Annotated in this window: 17 protein-coding genes; 12 read left to right on the top strand and 5 right to left on the bottom strand. The window is 71.9% G+C overall.

Going from position 1 to position 18907, the window contains the following annotated elements; all coding sequences use genetic code 11:
• Window positions 1-29: 29 nt before the first annotated feature.
• The 3 genes from menC to FVP77_RS13390 all read left to right on the top strand — a co-directional run bounded on the left by menC (window position 30) and on the right by FVP77_RS13390 (window position 3530).
• Window positions 30-1163, top strand: a complete 1134-nt coding sequence (gene menC / locus FVP77_RS13380) for an o-succinylbenzoate synthase (protein ID WP_147895072.1) — start codon at window positions 30-32, stop codon at window positions 1161-1163.
• Window positions 1160-2059 (top strand): hypothetical protein, encoded by a 900-nt coding sequence (locus FVP77_RS13385; protein ID WP_147895073.1) that lies wholly within the window; start codon window positions 1160-1162, stop codon window positions 2057-2059. Before menC ends, FVP77_RS13385 begins: the two co-directional genes overlap by 4 nt.
• Before the next feature lie 85 nt (window positions 2060-2144).
• Window positions 2145-3530: a glycine--tRNA ligase gene (locus FVP77_RS13390; protein WP_147895074.1), complete on the top strand. Its 1386-nt coding sequence runs from the start codon at window positions 2145-2147 to the stop codon at window positions 3528-3530.
• Window positions 3531-3615: 85 nt separating this feature from the next.
• On the opposite strand, the gene FVP77_RS13395 is transcribed toward FVP77_RS13390, so the two are convergent.
• The 3 genes from FVP77_RS13395 to FVP77_RS13405 form a co-directional block, all read right to left on the bottom strand.
• On the bottom strand, window positions 3616-4191 hold the full coding sequence (locus tag FVP77_RS13395) for an HhH-GPD-type base excision DNA repair protein (protein WP_147895075.1): 576 nt from the start codon (window positions 4189-4191) through the stop codon (window positions 3616-3618).
• A 118-nt stretch (window positions 4192-4309) separates the two neighbouring features.
• Window positions 4310-5185 carry a MerR family transcriptional regulator gene (locus FVP77_RS13400; RefSeq protein WP_147895076.1) on the bottom strand — a complete coding sequence of 292 codons (876 nt, stop codon included), beginning with the start codon at window positions 5183-5185 and terminating at the stop codon, window positions 4310-4312.
• Window positions 5186-5343: 158 nt separating this feature from the next.
• Window positions 5344-7143 (bottom strand): carboxylesterase/lipase family protein, encoded by a 1800-nt coding sequence (locus FVP77_RS13405; protein WP_147895077.1) that lies wholly within the window; start codon window positions 7141-7143, stop codon window positions 5344-5346.
• 84 nt (window positions 7144-7227) lie between these two features.
• Here FVP77_RS13405 and FVP77_RS13410 point away from each other — a divergent pair, with 84 nt between their 5' ends.
• The 3 genes from FVP77_RS13410 to FVP77_RS13420 all read left to right on the top strand — a co-directional run bounded on the left by FVP77_RS13410 (window position 7228) and on the right by FVP77_RS13420 (window position 9912).
• On the top strand, window positions 7228-7863 hold the full coding sequence (locus tag FVP77_RS13410; protein WP_147895078.1) for a TetR family transcriptional regulator: 636 nt from the start codon (window positions 7228-7230) through the stop codon (window positions 7861-7863).
• 214 nt (window positions 7864-8077) lie between these two features.
• A complete protein-coding gene (locus FVP77_RS13415) occupies window positions 8078-9094 on the top strand; it encodes an ATP-binding cassette domain-containing protein (protein WP_147895079.1) in 1017 nt (338 codons plus the stop codon).
• The gene (locus FVP77_RS13420) at window positions 9091-9912 is read left to right on the top strand and encodes an ABC transporter permease (protein WP_222707737.1); all 822 of its coding nucleotides are present in this window, start codon (window positions 9091-9093) and stop codon (window positions 9910-9912) included. The genes FVP77_RS13415 and FVP77_RS13420 overlap by 4 nt, the downstream gene beginning before the upstream one ends.
• On the opposite strand, the gene FVP77_RS13425 is transcribed toward FVP77_RS13420, so the two are convergent.
• Together FVP77_RS13425 and FVP77_RS13430 are read right to left on the bottom strand one after the other, a co-directional pair.
• Window positions 9909-12773: an ATP-binding protein gene (locus FVP77_RS13425; RefSeq protein ID WP_147895080.1), complete on the bottom strand. Its 2865-nt coding sequence runs from the start codon at window positions 12771-12773 to the stop codon at window positions 9909-9911. The two genes, FVP77_RS13420 and FVP77_RS13425, sit on opposite strands and share 4 nt — an antisense overlap.
• 169 nt (window positions 12774-12942) lie before the next feature.
• Window positions 12943-14280: a glutamyl-tRNA reductase gene (locus FVP77_RS13430; RefSeq protein WP_147895081.1), complete on the bottom strand. Its 1338-nt coding sequence runs from the start codon at window positions 14278-14280 to the stop codon at window positions 12943-12945.
• A 123-nt stretch (window positions 14281-14403) separates the two neighbouring features.
• Between FVP77_RS13430 and hemE the strand changes: the two genes are divergently transcribed.
• The 6 genes from hemE to hemQ all read left to right on the top strand — a co-directional run bounded on the left by hemE (window position 14404) and on the right by hemQ (window position 18898).
• Window positions 14404-15438, top strand: coding sequence for a uroporphyrinogen decarboxylase (gene hemE / locus FVP77_RS13435; RefSeq protein WP_147895082.1), 1035 nt, complete (start codon window positions 14404-14406; stop codon window positions 15436-15438).
• Window positions 15435-16907 (top strand): protoporphyrinogen/coproporphyrinogen oxidase, encoded by a 1473-nt coding sequence (locus FVP77_RS13440; RefSeq protein WP_147895083.1) that lies wholly within the window; start codon window positions 15435-15437, stop codon window positions 16905-16907. The genes hemE and FVP77_RS13440 overlap by 4 nt, the downstream gene beginning before the upstream one ends.
• A 109-nt stretch (window positions 16908-17016) precedes the next feature.
• Entirely contained in the window at window positions 17017-17421 is a 405-nt protein-coding gene (locus FVP77_RS13445) for a hypothetical protein (RefSeq protein ID WP_147895084.1), read from the top strand.
• A 1-nt stretch (window position 17422) separates the two neighbouring features.
• Window positions 17423-17833 carry a phage holin family protein gene (locus FVP77_RS13450; RefSeq protein ID WP_121147790.1) on the top strand — a complete coding sequence of 137 codons (411 nt, stop codon included), beginning with the start codon at window positions 17423-17425 and terminating at the stop codon, window positions 17831-17833.
• Window positions 17823-18107: a hypothetical protein gene (locus FVP77_RS13455; protein ID WP_147895085.1), complete on the top strand. Its 285-nt coding sequence runs from the start codon at window positions 17823-17825 to the stop codon at window positions 18105-18107. The genes FVP77_RS13450 and FVP77_RS13455 overlap by 11 nt, the downstream gene beginning before the upstream one ends.
• A gap of 116 nt (window positions 18108-18223) precedes the next feature.
• Entirely contained in the window at window positions 18224-18898 is a 675-nt protein-coding gene (gene hemQ, locus FVP77_RS13460) for a hydrogen peroxide-dependent heme synthase (RefSeq protein ID WP_187266940.1), read from the top strand.
• Window positions 18899-18907 lie beyond the last annotated feature (9 nt).

The following is an 18907-nucleotide window of genomic DNA, read 5'->3' on the forward strand; positions in this document are numbered from 1 at the left end:
GCCCAGGCTGCCGCCGCTACCCTGAACGCATGTCTCTCGCGCGTTCCACGGCCCCGGTGCGCCTGTCCGCGGTCGAGCTGCGCGTGCTGCACCTGCCGCTCGTCTCGCCGTTCACCACGTCGTTCGGCACGGAGGACGTACGCGAGGTCATCGTCGTGCGTGCGCTCACTGACGGCGGCGACGGCTGGGGCGAGGTCGTCACCCAGCACGCGCCCCTCTACTCGAGCGAGTACACCCACGGCGCGTGGGACGTGCTGCGCCGCTGGTTGATCCCCGCGCTCCTCGAGCGCCCCGCGGTCTCGGCCGAGGAGGTCGCGGTCGTGCTGTCGCCCTTCGTCGGCCACCGGATGGCGAAGGCGGGCCTGGAGACGGCCGTGCTCGACGCGGCGCTCCGGGCGGAGGGGCGTTCGTTCGCCGCTCATCTCGGCGCCGTGCGCGATCGCGTGCCGTCGGGGGTCTCGGTCGGGATCCAGCGCGACCCGGCCGCGCTCGTCGACGCGGTCGGCGGCTACCTCGACGAGGGCTACGCGCGGATCAAGATCAAGATCAAACCGGGCCGCGACGTCGGCGACACCGCGGCCGTGCGCGACGCCTTCGGGACGATCCCGCTGCAGGTCGACGCCAACTCGGCCTACACGCTCGCCGACGCGGAGCTGCTCGCCGATCTCGACCGCTTCGATCTCCTCCTCATCGAGCAGCCCCTGCAGGAGGACGACCTCGTCGACCACGCGACCCTCGCCCGCCGCCTTCGCACGCCGGTCTGCCTCGACGAGTCGATCGTGTCGGCGAAGGCCGCGGCCGACGCGATCGCGCTGCGCGCCGCATCCGTCGTCAACATCAAGGCCGGTCGCGTCGGGGGCTATCTCGAGGCCGTCGCCATCCACGACCTCTGCCGGGCGGCAGGGCTCCCGGTGTGGTGCGGCGGCATGCTCGAGACGGGCATCGGGCGGGCCGCGAACGCGGCGCTCGCCGCCCTGCCCGGCTTCACTCTCCCCGGCGATGTCTCGGCCTCGTCGCGGTTCTACGCGCGCGACATCGTCACCGAGCCGATCGCGCTCAAAGACGGCCACGTGCGGGTTCCCACAGGCCCGGGCCTCGGCATCGAGATCGACCACGAGGCGCTGGAGCAGTTCACGGTGCAGCGGGAGACGATCGCCCGGTGAGACGACGGACCGCCCGGCAGCGCGGCGCTGCCCTCCTCGCGGGAGCCCTCGCGCTGCTGGCGCTCGCGGGCTGCGCCGAAGCCCCGCACCCTTCGCCGTCGGCGACGGCGCTGCCGAACGGCATCACCGCCGCGGTCGTGCAGCTGCGCGGAGACGTCGCGGCACGCCAGGCCGAGGTGCAGATCCACAACGGCGCCGACGACACCCTGATCATCGGCAAGGTCGAGCTCGAGGACGACCGGCTCGACGGCCTCGCCGAGCGGGTCGTCGCCGGCGAGACCGATATCGCCCCCGGACGCACCGTCAACGTCCGCGTGCAGCTGCCTCCGGTGAACTGCGACGCGGCCGACGAGGGCACGACGATGCTCGAGGTGAAGTTCGCCCTGGGCGCCGCCGACTCCATCGCGCGCATGCCGGTGACCGACACCCTCGGGTTCCTCTCCGACCTCCACCGCCGCGAGTGCCTCGCCGACGCGCTCGCCGAGGTGGCCGACGTGACGCTCACGGGGTTCACCCCGGCCGACGCCGGTCAGCTCGGCGCTCTCCAGGTGGCGGTCGCGCCCACCGGCACGGGCACGGCCGAGCTCGTCGCGGTGCACCCGACGCCGCTGCTCATGTACGGCATCGAGGGTGCCGCCGCGAACCACCCGATCGACCTCGCCGTCGAGCCGGGCTCCGCCGCGACCGTGCTGCAGATCCCGCTGGCGCCGCAGCGCTGCGATCCGCACGTCGTGCAGGAGGACAAGCGCGGCACCGTCTTCACGTTCGACGTCGTCGTCGACGGGGTGGAGGGGCGGGCCGACATCGCGGCCGACCCCGACCTGAAGGCCGAGCTGCTGACCTGGGTCGCCGACTGGTGCGATTTCGATGCCCAGGGCACCGACATCCCCGGCTGAGCGCGATCCCGCCCCGGAACTAAGATGGGGGAAGCGGCCACTCGGCTGCTGAACCCCCGCGTCGCATTCGACCCCTGGAGCCACCGTGGCCGAACAGTCCCGCCTTGATAAGGTCATCGCCCTCGCCCGCCACCGCGGGTTCGTCTTCCAGGCGGGCGAGATCTACGGCGGTTCGCGCTCGGCGTGGGACTACGGTCCGCTCGGCACCGAGCTCAAGGAGAACATCCGCCGCCAGTGGTGGCAGACGTTCGTGCGCGGGCGCGGCGACATGGTGGGTCTGGACTCGTCGATCATCCTGCCCAAGCGCGTGTGGGAGGCGTCGGGTCACGTCGCGACCTTCACCGACCCGCTCGTGGAGTGCCTGCACTGCCACAAGCGCTTCCGCGCCGACACGCTCATCGAGGACTTCGAGGCGCGCAAGGGCCGTGCCGCCGAGAACGGCCTGCTCGACGTGCCGTGCCCGAACTGCGGCACGAAGGGGCAGTACACCGAGCCGCGCTCCTTCTCGGGCCTGGTGAAGACCTACCTCGGCGTCGTCGATGACGAGAGCGGCCTGTTCTACCTGCGTCCCGAGACCGCCCAGGGCATCTTCGTCAACTTCTCGAACGTGCTCACCGCGTCGCGCAAGAAGCCGCCGTTCGGCATCGGCCAGGTCGGCAAGGCGTTCCGCAACGAGATCACGCCCGGCAACTTCATCTTCCGCACCCGCGAGTTCGAGCAGATGGAGATCGAGTACTTCACCGCTCCCGACGAGGCGCAGGAATGGTTCGACCACTGGGTCGAGGCCTGCTGGAACTGGTTCATCGACCTCGGCGTCGACGCCGACAACATGCGCCGCTTCGACGTCCCCGAAGACGACCGCGCGCACTACTCGGCCGGAACCATCGACGTCGAGTACCGCTTCGGCTTCCCGGGCAAGGAGTGGGGCGAGCTCATGGGCGTCGCCAACCGCACCGACTACGACCTCACGAGCCACTCCGAAGCATCCGGTGCCAAGCTCACCTTCTTCGACCAGACGAGCGGAACCACGTACACCCCGTACGTGATCGAGCCCTCGTTCGGACTCACCCGCGCGATGATGGCCTTCCTCGTCGACGCCTATCGCGAGGAAGAGGTGCCGAACGCCAAGGGCGGCACCGACACCCGCACGGTGCTCAAGCTCGACCCGCGCCTCGCGCCGGTCAAGGTCGGTGTGCTGCCGCTGTCGCGCAACGAACGTCTGTCGCCGCTGGCCCGCGAGGTCGCCGACGATCTGCGCTCGGAGTGGAACGTCGACTTCGACGACGCCGGCGCGATCGGGCGTCGTTACCGCCGTCAGGACGAGATCGGCACCCCGTTCTGCGTCACGATCGACTTCGACTCGCTCGACGACCGCGCGGTCACGGTGCGCGATCGCGACACCATGTCGCAGGAGCGCGTGCCGCTCGACGCGCTGCACGGCTACCTCGCCGAGCGCCTTCGCGGCGCGTAAGCGCCTGCCGCGCCGGTTCCGAGCGTAGGAGATGCCCTCGGCGCAGGCCGATCCGGCGCGGATCGTCCTACGCCGGCTCCTTCTCCTACGCCGACTTCTCCTTCGCGGCGGCCTTCATGGCGCGCTTGTGCTCACGCACCTTCGTGAGCGAGTCGGGGCTGGTGATGTCGGCGACGGAGCGGAACGACCCCTCCTCGCCGTAGGGGGCGGATGCTTCGCGCCATCCCTCGCCCGTGAAACCTCGCTGCTTGCCGAGTAGCGCGAGGAAGATCTTCGCCTTCTGCTCGCCGAAGCCCGGGAGGGACTTCAGCCGCTTCAGCACCTCGGCGCCGGTCGGCTCGCCCCGGGTCCAGATCGCCGCGGCGTCGCCGCCCCAGTGCTCCTCCACGGCGGCCGACAGCGCCTGCACGCGACCCGCCATCGACCCGGGGTAGCGGTGCACCGCCGGTGGCGTCTTGAAGGCCTCGGCGAAGGCGTCGGCGTCGTAGTGCGCCAGAGTCGCCGGGTCGAGCGATCCGATGCGCTCGCGCACCTTCAGCGGCCCCGCGAACGCGGTCTCCATCGCGACCTGCTGGTCGAGCAGCATCCCGATCAGCAGCGCCAGCGGATCGTTCGAGAGCAGGTCGTCGGCGTCGGGGTCGTCGGTGATGTGCAGGCTCATCCCCCCAGTGTGCCGCAGGGCCCCCGGCGGTGCCCGTCAGACTTCACCCGGGGCACGAGACTGCAGGCGTCGCACGCAGTCTCGTGCCCGGGATGACGTCTCGCCGGGTGCCGGGGGCTCAGGTCGTGAGGGGAGCGTCGAGTTCCAGGGCAAGCTCCATGCTCCGTACAAGTGCGGGGGAGAACTCGTAGGGCATCATCCGGACGGTCTCGGCAAGGCTCGTCGACCGGCATGCCGGTGCAGTCGCGGTCCCGTCCTCGGCGGGAGCGGGGTGAGACTCGGCCCCCTCGTCGAACAGGGCGCGTTCGGCCTGCGCCAGGCCGGAGCTCTCGATGACCGCGTGGAGAGCGGCCTCGAAAGCGCGTCGCTGGGCCGCCACCTCCGCCACGCGGGGGTCGTCGACGGCAACCGTGTCGTCGAGTGACTGTTCGGCGGCGTCGACCCGGTCTGCATGTTCGCGCAGATCGGGGTGCGTGGCGAGAGCAATGAACCGCGACGCCTGCACGGCCGCGCCGAGCGCGCCGAAGATCCGCTCGGTCACGAGCAGGGTGTCGAGGTCGTTCTGCCGCAGGGTTCCGTCGGGCAGGTCTGCGAGGCGGTCGCTCACGACGTCGGAGAGCAGGCCCAACCTGCTGCCCTGAGCCCGCATGCGCTGCACCGTGGCGCGCTGCTGTTCGAGTTCGGCCTGTCGGGCGACGAGGGCCCGCTCGAGGAAGTTCAGGATTCCGGCGACATCGCTATCGCCGTCGGAGGTGTCGTCCGCGAACGCGTCGCGGATGTCGTCGAGGGCGATGCCGGCGTCGGCCATCCGGCGGATCCACAGCAGCTGGATCATCTCCTCGTAGCCGTAGCGGCGGCGGTCGTCGCTGCCCCGCTCGGGCTCGGGGAGCAGGCCAATCTGGTGGTAGTGACGGATCGCCCGCGGCGTGGTGCCGACGAAGGCGGCGGCGCCGCCGATCGTGACCTGACGCGGCGGAATGAAGGATGAGAACATGGGGCGGGCCTTCCTGGGTGGGCGCAATACTGTCACTGCACCACATGACGTCGCGGCAGGTGCAAGTCCGGTGCGGGGCGGAGGAGGTGACCGGGATGCCGCGGCGGGCGCCGGTCGACGTGAGAGACCGAAGCGCGCGATGAGCAGGATCGCAGCCGTCATGACCCCTCCCGGCCCAGCCAGAAGTCGACGGCATCCGGGGAGGGGCGCGACGTCACCGAGGTGGTGTCCCCGAACTCGAGGACGAGGTCGGGAGCGTCCTGGACGGATGGCCAGCGCTCACGGGTGAGCGTGTTCGGGTCGTGCCGGGAGGTGAACGCGATCCACCGCTCGGTCATCTCGCTCTCGAGCTCTCTGTCGACGTCGGTGTAGTCCGCGTCGCCGTCTGCGCCGAGGTTGCCGTAGGCGTACATGACCTCGGCACCGTGATACGCGCCGAAGCGTTCCAGCTTCGGATCGGGCGGGGTCCGCGAGAAGAAGTAGGTGTAGACGGGCGATCGCCCCGACCCGGCTGCCGCGAGAGCCCACGTGCGCATGGGGGCGGTCATCGACTGATGCGTCGTGGCGCTGATGCGAGACGCCACGACCTGCTGCGCATCGCCGCCGGGGTACAGCTCGAGGAAGCGGCCGGCGTCGTCCCCGTACTGTTCGCGGACCTCTCGCGCGTACGTGTCCGGGTCGGAGTCGAGCCCGCTCACCAGATCGAGCGACGTTTCGTCGGCGTTGCTCCCGAGGAGCAGGGGAACATCGTTCTGGCGTCCGGCGCCGTAGATCGCGGACGGCGTGTCGGGAAGTACCCGCCCGTCGATGGACGGCCACCAGTGCGCCGAGATGCTTTTCGCGGCCGAGGCGATACGCGATGCCGGCATGGCCCTCATCTCGTCCAGGCTCGCGCCGTCGAGTGCGGCGCTGAGTTCGCGAGCAGCCTCTCGCGCTGCCGTGGCGTTGTCGTAGAGGTCGCCCTCTTCGCGGTTTCCGGCCGTTCCCAAGCATCCGCCGCTCTCACCGATGATGCCGTGGAGCAGACCGGCTGCCAGCGGGGAAGCGCCCAGGATGCAGGCGCTGCCCGAGCCCGCCGACTCGCCGGCCACCGTCACTCGACCGGGGTCGCCGCCGAAGCCGGCGATGTTGTCGCGCACCCACTGGAGGGCGGCGACCTGGTCGAGGAGGCCCTGGTTGCCGGTGGCGGTGCCGCCGAGCGCGTCGTCGGCGAGGAATCCGAAGACCCCGAGGCGGTAGTTGATGGTGACGACGACGATGTCGCCGCGCGATGCCAGCGCCGCGCCGTCGTAGGCGGGGAGAGAGCCTGAGCCTCCGACGAAGCCTCCACCGTGCAGGTAGACGAGCACCGGGCGAGGGGTGTCGGTCGCGCCCATCGGCTTCCAGATGTTCAGACGCAGACTGTCTTCGTCCGTGGCGTAGCCCCCGAGCAGTGTCTGCTCGAGCGGCAGAGCGAGCACGCGGGTCGCGGCGCGGGTGAGGAAGCTCGGCTCCGGCTGAACAGCGGAGGGCCCGAAGTCGTCGGCGACGAGGGGCGATGGCCGCTCCAGGGCGGGTGCCGGCGCTGCCCACCGCAGGGGGCCGACGGGGGGAGCCGCGTAGGGGATACCCGCGAAGGCGTCGACCCCGGCGGTGTCGTCGCGCACGCCGATGACATCTCCTTGCGCAGTCGTCACCGGATCGGTGTGCGGGCCGTTGAGAGTGCGTGTGGCTGGAAGGGGCCCCGCAGCGACGGCCGTGCCCGCGACGACGACGGCGGAAGCGATCCATGCCGCCCCTCGGAGGAACCAGCGGCGACGACGCCACGTCCTCGCAGCGAACCCGACGAGCACCACGAGGCCGCCGACGAGCACCCACCCCCACCATGGCGCTGCGTTGAGCCACGCGAGCGCCGCCCCGACCGATCCCACGGCTGCCAGCGGCATCCAGGGCCATCCACGTCGTCGTTGTTCTGTCATGCCGACCTTTCAATACGTTTCGTATTCAATACAAAACGTACTGAAAGACGGTCGATCGTGCAATGCGGCGCGTAGGCTGACGGGGTGAACGAAGGCGAGCCGACCTCGGTGCGGCGTCGGAGCGAGACCCGCCGGCGTCTTCTCGCGGCCGCTGCTGCCTTGTTCGAGAGCACGGGCACGATAAGCCAGCGCGTCGAAGACATCTGCGGGCGGGCCGGCTTCACCCGCGGGGCGTTCTACTCGAACTTCACCGGTGTCGACCAGCTCTACCTCGCCCTGCACGAGGAGCAGGCGGCGAGGGTGTGGGAGCGCCTCCGGCACGCGCTCGACGCGCAGTTGGCGGAGGAGAGCCGGGCCGACACCCTCGAGGATGCCGTGGGCTTCCTTCTCGACTCGCTGCCGGACAGCCGCGAGTGGTTCTCGTTGAGGTCAGTGCTGCTGGCGCGAGCTGCAGCAGACCCCGCGTTCGCCGCGAGGATGACGCTCGACGACGGTCACGTCGGACGCGAGCTCGGCGACCGCTTCGTCGCCCTCGCTGCCGTTCATCATCGGGTCCCGGTTGTCGCCGCCGCGGTCCTGGCCAAGGCCGTCGTCGCGGCCCACGTCGGAGCCGTGAGTCAGTCGCCGGTCGACGTCAGCGGTGCGCTCACGCAGAGACTCACCGTCGCGGCGGTGATCCGGGGGCTCACCGTCGAGGCCGCCGCCCCCACTCGCACGTAAGGCCGCAGCCCCCAGGACCGCGAGACTTCACCGGGGGCACGAGACTGCACGCGTCGCACGCAGTCTCGTGCCCGGGATGACGTCTCGCCGACACGCACGCGCGCGCCCCCGTCCGCCGCTGACAGCGCGGTGACAGCGGCGGTGAGACGGCGACGGCGCCGTGACAGCGCCCCCGGCGCACTCTGGTGTCAGCCCACAGAAAGGCAGATAACCCATGAGCTCATCCGCTCGCTCGGGGCGCGTCCCCGCCATCCGCGCCGAAGGCCTGGTGAAGACCTTCGGCACCAACCGCGCCGTCGATGGCGTCGACCTGATCGTCGACGCCGGCACGGTCTACGGTGTGCTCGGCCCCAACGGCGCCGGCAAGACCACCACCATCGGCATGCTGGCGACACTGCTGCGTCCTGACGCGGGCCGCACCGAGATCTTCGGCCGCGACGTCGTGCGCGAGGCCCAGGTCGTGCGCCAGCTCATCGGCCTCACGGGGCAGTTCGCCTCCGTCGACGAAACACTGTCGGCCACCGAGAACCTCGTCATCTTCGGGCGCCTGCTCGGGTTGTCCCGGGCCGACTCCCGTCGGAAGGCAGGCGAGCTGCTGGAGGAGTTCGGTCTCGCCGAGGCCGCTCGCCGTCCGCTGGCGAAGTTCTCGGGAGGGATGCGGCGCCGCCTCGACCTCGCGGCGTCGCTCATCGCCCAGCCGCCGCTGATCTTCCTCGACGAGCCCACGACGGGCCTCGACCCCCGGACACGCGGGCAGATGTGGGACACGATCCGGCGGCTGGTCGCCAACGGCTCGACCGTCCTCCTCACCACGCAATACCTCGACGAGGCCGACCAGCTCGCCGACCGGATCGCCGTCATCGACCGCGGTCGGGTCGTCGCCGAGGGGACGGCGCCCGAGCTGAAGGCATCCGTCGGGCAGGCCTCCCTCGTGCTCCGCCTGCGCGACGGCGCCGAGCTGGGTCTCGCTCGAGAGACCGTGGACCGGGTGCTGGGCGTGTCGGCCATCGTGTCTCCCGAAGCGGCCCGACTCACGGTGCCGATGAGCGATCCCGACCGGGTGACCGACCTGCTCCTGGCCTTCCGCGAGGGCGGGGTGCGCCTGAGCGAGTTCAGCGTTCAGCAGCCGACCCTCGACGAGGTCTTCCTCACGCTGACCGGGACGGGTGCGTCCTCCGACGCCGATGCCGACGCAGCGGACGTCCCCGATCTCGAAGGAGCACGCGCATGAGCACCATGACCGCATCCCTGACCCCGGTCGCCGAGCGCGACCTCCGCAACCACGCGGGTGTCGCGCAGACCGTGCGGAACACGCTGACGATGGCCTGGCGAGGACTGCTCAAGATCCGTCGGACCCCTGAGCAGCTCATCGACGTGACGGTGCAGCCGATCCTGTTCACGCTGATGTTCACATACATCTTCGGCGGCGCCATCGCCGGAGACGTGCAGAGCTACCTGCCGATCATCATCCCCGGCATCCTCGTGCAGACGGTCATCACCACGTCGGTCGTCACGGGTGTGCAGTTGCGCGAGGACATGGACAAGGGGGTGTTCGACAGGTTCAGATCGCTGCCGATCGCCCGCATCGCGCCGCTGTCGGGAGCCCTCCTCGCCGACACCGTCCGCTACGCGATCGCGACCACGCTCACCTTCACGATGGGGTTCATCATGGGCTTCCGTCCGGCCGGCGGCATCGGTGCGGTGGTCGCCGCGGGCGTCCTGGTCGTGGTCTGCTCGTGGGCGGTCAGCTGGATCTTCGCCTTCTTCGGGGTGGTCGCGCGCACCGCCTCGAGCGTGCAGGGGGTGTCGCTGGTGATCCTGTTCCCGCTGACCTTCCTCTCCAACGCCTTCGTGCCCGCCGACACGATGCCCGGGTGGCTGCAGTGGTTCGTCGACATCAACCCCGTCTCGCACCTCGTCACGGCGGTGCGCGAACTCGTCAACAACGGCACGGTCGGCTCCGACGTCGTGATCACGCTGATCGGCGCGGCCGTGATCGTCGCGGTGTTCGCGCCGCTGACCGTGCGCACCTATATGCGCAAGGCCTAGCCGGCGCCCTCGTCGAGCAGGGCGGCGAGCACGGCGAATTCGGCCGCGGCGTCGGGGACTGGTTCCTCCGGCGCCGCGGTCATCCGTGCGACCAGGCGTGTGCGGAACGGGTCGTGCTCGTCCGGGCTCCCGCGCAGCACCGTGGCGGTCGCGAGCGCCCGGCGGGCCGCCGCATCCTGACCCGTCTCGACCAACCAGCCGGCCAACGACAGCGCGACGTCGGCCATGATGGGCTGGTCGCCGCTGCGGATCGCGACGGGCACGGCGTCGCGCAGTGCCGCACGCGCCTCATCGGTGCGGTGCAGCAGTGTGAGAGCCTGCGCGCGCTTCGATCCCCACCACGCGGTCAGTTGCGAGGGGAATCCCGCCGGAAGGCCCCGGTCGAGCACGGCGAGCTCCCGCAGGGCCGCCTCGGCGTCGCCCGCCGCGATCTCGACGAGCGCCCGGCTCATCCGCACCTGTACCAGGGCGCGCTCCGAGCCGTCCTGCCGGGCGAACTCGTCGAGCTCATCGACCCGCGACCGGGCGTCGTCGACGCGCCCCAGGCGCACGAGCAGCCCGACGGTCTGCGAACGCTGCTGCACCGCGTCGCTGGCGGAGGTCAGGCCCGAGAAGACGTCGGTCGACCGATCGGCGATCTCGAGCGCCTCCTCGAGGCGCCCCTCCAGCATGAGCCACTCCGACCGCAGCTGCCCGGCGAACGCGATGCCCCACGGGTCGCCGATCTCGCGGAATATGCCGAGAGCCAGCGTGCTCTGCTCGCCGAGCGTCTCGACGTCGCCGGAGTTCGCCGCGGCTCCCGCGCCGAGGACGCCGAGGAACGCCCGCGTCCACAGCGGGAGGCCGTCGGTCGGTTCTGCGGCGAACGTGACTCCGTGAGACCAGCTCAGGTCGCGGCCGAGGTTGGCCATCGCGTCGGCGATGCCGCGGAGAAGAGCGGGGAGCGCGGCGGCGATCTCGGACGGATGCTGCGCCGCGGCCGCGGCGATCTCGGCCGCTCGTTCGGCGAAGCGCGGCACTCCATCACGCCCGCCCGTGGTCGGTGTGAGCACGGCGCTGTCCATCACGAGGGAGAACGCGTCGGCAAGCAGTGCGATCCCTGCCACGACGACCTCGGGTTCGGAGTCGAGGGCCTCGTCGGTCGCGGCGAAGACCGTGGCGTTCCCGGCCAGCTCGTGGGTGCGCTCGCGCAGGATCCACGGCCAGAGCATCGCCCGCACGAGGCGGACTCCCGTCCGGCGCCTCGAGGTCTCCGCGGCGAAGCGCAGCGCGCTCGAGAGGTTCTCCTCGTTGGCGTCGAACCACGCGAGGCCGGCTCGCACCTCCGGGCCGCGGAGCGTCGCGTCGCGCAGGGCGGCCAGCTCGGCCATCGCCTCTGCCTGCGACGCGCGGAACCCGTCGTCGCGGCCTTCGGCACGGAGCCGGTCGAGACCGTACTCGCGCACCGTCTCGAGCATCCGGAAGCGTCCGTGCCGTCGGCTCAGGAGAGATCGGTCCACCAGCTCGTCGAAGGCCGACGCGGGAAGGTCGAAGTGCGCGCCGATCGTCGCCGCATCCGTCGCCGCGATGCCGTCGGGGAAGACGGCGGCTGCGAGGAGCGCCGTGCGTTCAGCGGGCGTCAGCGTGTCCCAACTCCAGTCGATGAGCGCCCGGAGCGTCTGATGCCGGGGCGCCGTCGCGCGAGGACCCGTCGCGAGCAGGTCGAACCGGTCGTCGAGACCCGCCGCGATCTCGGTCAGCGACAGGGTGCGGGTCTTCGCCGCCGCCAGCTCCACCGCCAACGGCAGCCCGTCGAGGCGACGGACGATCCCCTCGACCGTGGCCGCATCGGAGGGGTTGGGAACGGCTCCGGAAGCCGCGCGCACCCGGAGGCCGAACAACTCGACCGCGTCGGAGAGGGGGAGCGGCCCGAGGTCGACGAACGCCTCGCCCGGCACGCCCAGGGGCTCGCGGCTGGTGGCGAGCACGCGCGATCCGGGCAGGGTCTGCAGCACGTCGACGGCGACGTCGGCCGCCTCGCGGGAGACGTGCTCGCAGTTGTCGAGCACGATCAGGGCGCGGCGCCCGGTGAGCGCCTCGACGACCCGGTCGCGCACGCCGATGGGCGCATTCGTCGCATCGGGCAGGCGCACGCTGCGCCCCACCGCGCCGGCGAGCGCGCCCCACACGTCGCCGGCGGCGACGGGGGCGAGCTCGACGATGATCGCGCCGGCCTGGAGGCGGGCCGTCTCGAAGGCGAGCGTGGTCTTCCCCGCTCCGCCGGGGCCGACGACCGTGACGAGCCGCTCGGAGGCCAGCTGCTCCTCGATGAGGGCGAGCTCGGACTCCCGCCCCACCAGGCTCGTGATGGCCGCCGGCACGGTGTTCGCGCGCGGGCCGTCGGCCGCCACGGTTCGGGCTCCGGCCAGCCGCTCGGCGTGGGCCCGGTCTTCCAGCAGGTCGCGCACGAGCCAGTCGAAGCCGTCGCCGGGGGTCCACGGGTCCCCGCTCCACAGCGACAGCGCCTCGCGCGCGAGCGAGAAGGCCTCGCGCGGATCGACGGCGGCCCGGGCGCGAGCCACCAGATCGGCGAAGCGCGTGAGGTCGACGTCGTCGCGCGAGAAGGCGAGACGGTAGCCGCCCGGTGCGGCGATCAGGGCGTCGGGCGGCAGCACGCGACGCAGGCGGGAGGCCAGCGAGTGCAGCGAAGCACGGGGGTCGGACGGGGGTTCCTGGCCCCAGATGTCCTCCGTCAGGGCGCGATAGCCCACGGTCGTCGCGGTGTCGACGGCGAGGCGCAGAAGCAGCGCCTGCTGCCCGCGACCGGTCACGACCGCCGATCCGTCCTCCGCGGCGAGCCCCCCGAAGAACCGCAGCTTCACGCTCTCACCCTAGGCCCGCCGCGCGTGGTGCCGAGATGGCGAGACTTCATCCCGCGCACGAGACTTCACGCGTCGCACGCAGTTTCGCGCCTGGGATGAAGTCTCGCGGTCCCGGGCGGGCGGCCCCGGGCGGCTGGCCACGGTCGGGCGGGCGGCCGGGCGGGGCGCGTCAGGCGACGCCGGGCTCGGCGTCGGCGACGGTCGCCTCGGGCTCGGCGACCTCCAGGCCGTAGAGCGTCGAGAGGGCCGTGATGTAGTCGTCGGTGCGTCCGTCCTCGGCGAGCTGGTGCGCACGCGAGGTGGGGGTGTGCAGCAGCACGCCGACGAGGTGGCGGAGGGCCTGCTCGGTGCGGCCGTCGTCGTCGCCACGGGCGCGGGCACGGGAGATCTCCGACTCCATGAGCCCGAAGATGTGCGTGCGCAGGGCGACGACGGCCGGCGTGATGCTCTTGCGCTCGCCGACGGTCGCGAACCGGCGGGCGGCGTCGCGTACGACCTGTCGCGCGGCATCCGTCGCCTGCAGCTCGTCGAGCGGGGCGTGGATGCGGATCGTCTCCAGGTCGAGCAGATCGACGCCGCTCACGCCGGCGACGTCGGGGTCGACGTTGCGCGGCAGGCCCAGGTCGATGACGAGGCGCCGGTCGGGGGTCGCGATGGGGCAGGCGGATGCTGCGGGCTGACCCTCGATCGCGGTGTCGTACGCGCCGCGGCCGGCGGCGAACGTGGCGGCGCTGAGCACGTGGTGCTCGGCGCTCGTGCACGTGATGATGAGGTCGGCGTGGGTGACGGCCGAGGGGAAGCGCTCGGGGGCGACCGCGCGGATGCCGTGCTTCGCGGCGAACGGGGTCGCGCGGCCCGAGGGGGAGTGCACCGAGATGTCTTCGGCGCCGTGGTCGCGCAGGGCCGCGAGTGTGACCGCCGCGTAGGAGCCCGTGCCGATCAGCAGCACCCGCAGCTTCGACCAGTCGGCGATGCGGCTGTCGGCCAGGTCGAGCGCGAGGCGCACGAGCGAGCGGCCGGCGCGGCCGATGGCGGTGGCGTTCTTCACCCCGCGCTGGGCTTCGGACGCCCTCTGGAACAGCCGCTCGAGCTCGGCGGAGGTCGTGCCGAGGCGGCGCGACTCGGTGAGCGCACGACGCACCTGGCCGGCGATCTCGCCCTCGCCGACGACGACCGACTCGAGGCCCGACGCGACGGCGAACAGGTGCTCGGCGACCTCGTCGCCGCCCATCAGACGGTACGAGCCGTCGAGCTCGGAAGCGGGCACACCGGTGGCTGCCTCGATGGCCGAGAGCGTGGCCTCGAGTCCGACGGCACCCGATGCGGTCAGCGGCTCGTCCATGTCGACGTACGCCTCGAAGCGGTTGCAGGTGGCCACGACCACCGCTCCCTGCACGCATTCCGCGTGCGCCGCGATCAGCGGGGCGACGGGCGTGGAGGGGACGCTGAGGCGCTCGAGGAGATCGAAGGACGCGGTCTTGTGACTCGCGCTGACGCACAGCAGCACGTCCACGATTCTACCCATCGCGTCGGCGAGGGCGGCGGCGAGCGCCGAGGTGTCTCGACGACGAGAGATCCACGGGCGACCGTGGACGGTCGGCGCCCAGGCGCCGGTGGGAGAATGGCTGCCATGGCAACACCTGACGCACCCCTGTTGCGCGCGCTGCGCGGCGACCGTCCCGACCGGCCGCCGGTGTGGTTCATGCGGCAGGCGGGGCGCTCGCTCCCCGAGTATCGCGAGCTGCGGGTGGGAACGCGGATGCTGGACGCTTGCCTCACCCCGGATCTGGCTGCGGAGATCACGCTGCAGCCCGTGCGCCGGCACGACGTCGACGCCGGCATCTTCTTCAGCGATATCGTCGTGCCGCTTCGCCTGGCCGGGATCGCCGTCGAGATCGAACCCGGGCGCGGGCCGGTGTTCGCCGACCCGGTGCGCTCGGCCGACGACGTCGCGCGCATCACCGCCATCGATCCCGCCGAGGTCGCAGCGGCGGCCGAACCGGTGCGCCAGGCCGTCGGCATCGTCACCGCGGAGCTCGGCGACAAGCCGCTCATCGGCTTCGCCGGGGCGCCCTTCACTCTCGCGGCCTACCTCGTCGAAGGCGGCCCCTCGAAGGAGCACCTTCGCGCCCGCGGCATGATGCACGCCGACCCCGACGCCTGGCACCGGCTCGCCGGGTGGCTCTCGGGCGTCTCGCGCGCGTTCCTCGACGCCCAGATCGACGGCGGCGCCTCGGCGGTGCAGCTGTTCGACTCGTGGGCGGGCTCGCTGTCGCGCTCCGACTACCTCGAATTCGTCGCGCCCCATTCCGCCGCCGCGCTCGAGGGCATCACGGTGCCGCGCATCCACTTCGGCGTGGGAACTGGCGGCATCCTCGACGACATGCGCCTCGGCGGGCTCGCCGATGCCGTCGGCGTCGACTGGCGCACGCCTCTCGACACGGCCGCCGCCGTGCTCGGACCCGACACCACCGTGCAGGGGAACATCGACCCCGCGCTGCTCGGGGCGCCGTGGCCCGTCCTCGCCGCACACGTCGACGACGTGATCGCCCGCGGCCGCGCCGCCCGCGCTCACGTGCTGAACCTCGGCCACGGTGTGCCGCCCGATGCCGACCCCGGTGTCCTGACGAGGATCGTCGAGCGCGCCCACGGGCTCGACTCGTGACCGAGCCGCTCGACCGGCTCGCCGCCCACGCGGCCGAGTCGCACGCGGTGGTCGTCGGCGGCGGGATGGCGGGACTCGCCGCGGCGCTCGAGTTCGCCAAGGTCGGTCTCCGGGTCACCGTGCTCGAGGCGGGTGACCGTCTCGGCGGCGTGCTGCGCTCGGCCGAGGTCGGCGGGTTCACCCTCGACGTCGGCGCGGAGAGCTACGCGACCCGGGGCGGCACGGTGCGCGCGCTCGTCGACGAACTCGGCCTCGGCGATGCGGTCACCACCCCGAATCCGGCGGGCGCGTGGGTCGCCGGGCTCCCCGGCGGACTCGCCGCGCCCCTGCCGCGCGGCGGCGTGCTCGGCATCCCCGCGAACCCCTGGTCGCCCGAGGTGCGCCGCATCATCGGCCGCCGCGGGGTGTGGCGCGCGTTCGTCGACCGCATCCGCCCTCCGCTGACGATCGGGCACGAGCGGAGCCTGGGCACGCTCGTGCGATCGCGCATGGGCGAGCGCGTGCTCGATCGGCTCGTGGCGCCGGTCACCGGTGGCGTCTACTCCGCGCGACCCGATGACATCGACGTCGACATCGCGGCCCCCGGGCTCAACGCCGCCCTCACCCGCACGGGCTCGCTCTCGGGCGCGGTCGCCGACCTCACCGCCGGCCGCACCGCGGCCCCGGGCAGCGCCGTCGAGGGGATCGTCGGCGGCATGGGGCGCCTCGTCGATGCCCTCGTCTCACGACTGGCCGACCTCGACGTGGAGCTGCGCACCGGCGCCGATGTGGCGGAGCTGCGCCGCGGCGCCGCCGAGCCCGGAGACGGGGCGGAGGGATGGAGCGTGGTCCTGAGCGACGGAACCGTCCTCGCCGCCGGGGCGGTGCTCGTCGCCCTGCCCGAGGCGGCGGCGCGACGGGTGCTCGCACCGCACGTTCCCGACCTCGATCCGGAGGCGGGGGAGTCGCCGGTCGTCGAGGTCGTGACCCTCGTCGTCGACGCCCCCGACCTCGACCGTCACCCCCGGGGTTCGGGCGTGCTGGTCGTGCCCGGCGCGCGGGCCGCGAAGGCCCTGACGCACTCCACCGCGAAATGGTCGTGGCTGGCCGAACAGGCCGATCCCGGTGTCCACGTCGTGCGCGTCTCGTTCGGCGCGCAGGGCGAGGAGCCCGCGACGGCGGGTCTGGACGACACGGATGCGGCGCGCCTGGCCCTGGCGGAAGCATCCGCTCTTCTCGGCGTTCCGCTTCAGCCGGCGCACCTGCGGGCGGCGCGGCGGGAGCGGTACACGCAGTCGCAGCCGGGCGCCTTCATCGGGCGTGCGGAGCGCACCGGCGAGGCGCGCGACGCGATCCGCGCGGTCGCCGGGATCGGCGCGGCAGGGGCCTGGTTGTCGGGCACGGGCCTCGCCCAGGTGGTGCCGGATGCGCAGCACGAGGCCGACCGTCTGCGCAGCGCGCTGCTCTGGAGCGGCGGGACCCCGCTGTAGTCGCGGAGTGCCCCGTGCGCCGTGGGATGTCAAGGGTGGATGCCTCTGACGGAATATCTGGCTAGCCTGGGACCAGACAGCAGGCTCCACCGAGCGTGAGGAGGCCCTTATGAAGGGCAAAGCAGGACTCGTTATCGGCCTCGCGGCCGGATATGTGCTCGGCACGCGTGCCGGGCGCGAGCGTTACGAGCAGATCAAGACCCAGGCGATCAAGGTCTGGGAGCTCGAACCCGTCCAGACGCAGGTGACCCGGGTTCAGGCGTTCGGCGCCAGTGCTCTCAAGGCCGTGCCCAGCGCGCTGTGGAAAGGCGCCAAGAAGGTCACGCATGCGGCGTCCGAGTCGGGCACCGCTCAGGAGCGCGCCCAGCGCGCCGGATCCGCAGCGAAGTCGTCGGCCAAGAAGGTCGCCGACGCCGTCGAGGACTCGGTCGACGACGCCAAGAAGGCGGCGCCCGCGAGCTCCACTTCGAGTTCGCGGTCGACGTCGAAGCCCGCCGCATCCTCCGGGAGCTGAGGTGACCACGCCCCGCGGATTCCGCGATCGCGCGGACGACAGCCTCTTCACCCTCCTCGGCGACATCCCCGAGCTCGTTCGCAACCTCGTCGTCGCCGAGATCAACGCGGCCAAGGCGTGGCTGTCGAAGACGGCGAAAGACGCCGGTATCGGCGCCGGATGGTTCGTCGGCGCCCTGTTCGTGCTCTTCTGGTCGCTGCCGGTCTTCTTCGCGTTCGTCATCGCCGGGCTGTCGTCGTGGTGGCCGGTCTGGCTCTCGGCGCTCGTCGTGTTCGGCGGGATGCTGGTCATCGTCGCCGTCCTGGCGCTGCTCGGCATCCTGCGCTTCCGCAAGCTGAGCAAGCGCACCAACCCCGGCTCGGCCGTGGCCGAAGACATCCGGATCGTCAAGGAGGCCGGCGATGAGCGTTGATCGTCCCGTTCCCGTTCCCGTACCCCGCACCGGCGTCGCCCTGGGTCTGACCGACCCGGTGGAGAGCGCGCGCGCCGAGCTCAAAGCGGCCCTCGCCGCGATCGAGATCAAGGCGAACGTGCCGCGCCGGCTCGAGCACGGTGTGACGCGCGTGACGGCCAAGGCACGCGACTTCCGGCGGAAGAACCCCGCCGGCGCCGCCGCGGCCGTCGTCGGTGTCGCGGTCGCCGTCGGCGGCATCGTCTGGTTCGCGGTCCGCACCTACGCCCGCTGACGCCGTTCCGCGAGGAGATGACGGCGCCGGCGCACGATCGGAGACGGTAGCTCGTCGTCGACAGGTTCGCGCCCGAGGCGTTTGGCGCGCTCGGCGCGCAGAGAGAGACTGGAATCATGCCCGATGACTCCGCAGCATCCGCCTTCACCCTGTGGGCGGTCTTCCGCCGCGACCCCCACAATCCCGTCGGCGAGGCCGACAGCACCGAGCTGGCCGACATCGTCGCACTGATCGAGCAGGGCGGGGCCGTCACCGTCCGCGGCTTCTACGACGTCAGCGGTCTGCGCGCCGACGCCGACATGATGGTGTGGCTGCACGGCCCCGACGCCGAGTCGCTGCAGCGGGCGCTGCGTCGACTGCGCCGCACCGAGCTGCTGCGCACCCTGCTGCCGACGTGGAACGCCATGGGCGTGCACCGCGATGCCGAGTTCAACCGTTCGCACGTGCCCGGTTTCCTCCGGGGCGAGCACGCCCGCGAGTGGCTGTGCCTCTACCCGTTCGTGCGCAGCTACGAGTGGTACCTCCTCCCCGAGGAGGAGCGCCGCGCGATGCTCATGGATCACGGACGCAAGGGCGCCGCTTTCACGGGCGTCGTCGCGAACACCGTCGCCTCCTTCGCGCTCGGCGACTACGAATGGCTGCTCCCCATGGAGGCCGACGAGCTCACCGACCTCGTCGACATGATGCGGGAGCTCCGGTACACCGAAGCACGCCGCCACGTACGCGAAGAGGTTCCCTTCTACACCGGCCGCCTGCTCGACCTCGCCGAGATCCCCGAGGTCCTGCAGTGAGCCGGGCGC

It is taken from the genome of Microbacterium hatanonis (genome assembly GCF_008017415.1).
In the GTDB taxonomy this organism is placed as follows: Bacteria; Actinomycetota; Actinomycetes; order Actinomycetales; family Microbacteriaceae; genus Microbacterium; species Microbacterium hatanonis.

Excerpts from the sequence above, each read along its gene's own strand:
- menC (WP_147895072.1), top strand. The coding sequence starts at position 30 with ATGTCTCTCGCGCGTTCCACGGCCCCGGTGCGCCTGTCCGCGGTCGAG.
- FVP77_RS13395 (WP_147895075.1), bottom strand. The coding sequence starts at position 4,191 with ATGAGCCTGCACATCACCGACGACCCCGACGCCGACGACCTGCTCTCG.
- FVP77_RS13400 (WP_147895076.1), bottom strand. The coding sequence starts at position 5,185 with ATGTTCTCATCCTTCATTCCGCCGCGTCAGGTCACGATCGGCGGCGCC.
- FVP77_RS13405 (WP_147895077.1), bottom strand. The coding sequence starts at position 7,143 with ATGACAGAACAACGACGACGTGGATGGCCCTGGATGCCGCTGGCAGCC.
- FVP77_RS13415 (WP_147895079.1), top strand. The coding sequence starts at position 8,078 with ATGAGCTCATCCGCTCGCTCGGGGCGCGTCCCCGCCATCCGCGCCGAA.
- FVP77_RS13420 (WP_222707737.1), top strand. The coding sequence starts at position 9,091 with ATGAGCACCATGACCGCATCCCTGACCCCGGTCGCCGAGCGCGACCTC.
- hemE (WP_147895082.1), top strand. The coding sequence starts at position 14,404 with ATGGCAACACCTGACGCACCCCTGTTGCGCGCGCTGCGCGGCGACCGT.
- FVP77_RS13445 (WP_147895084.1), top strand. The coding sequence starts at position 17,017 with ATGAAGGGCAAAGCAGGACTCGTTATCGGCCTCGCGGCCGGATATGTG.
- FVP77_RS13455 (WP_147895085.1), top strand. The coding sequence starts at position 17,823 with ATGAGCGTTGATCGTCCCGTTCCCGTTCCCGTACCCCGCACCGGCGTC.
- hemQ (WP_187266940.1), top strand. The coding sequence starts at position 18,224 with ATGCCCGATGACTCCGCAGCATCCGCCTTCACCCTGTGGGCGGTCTTC.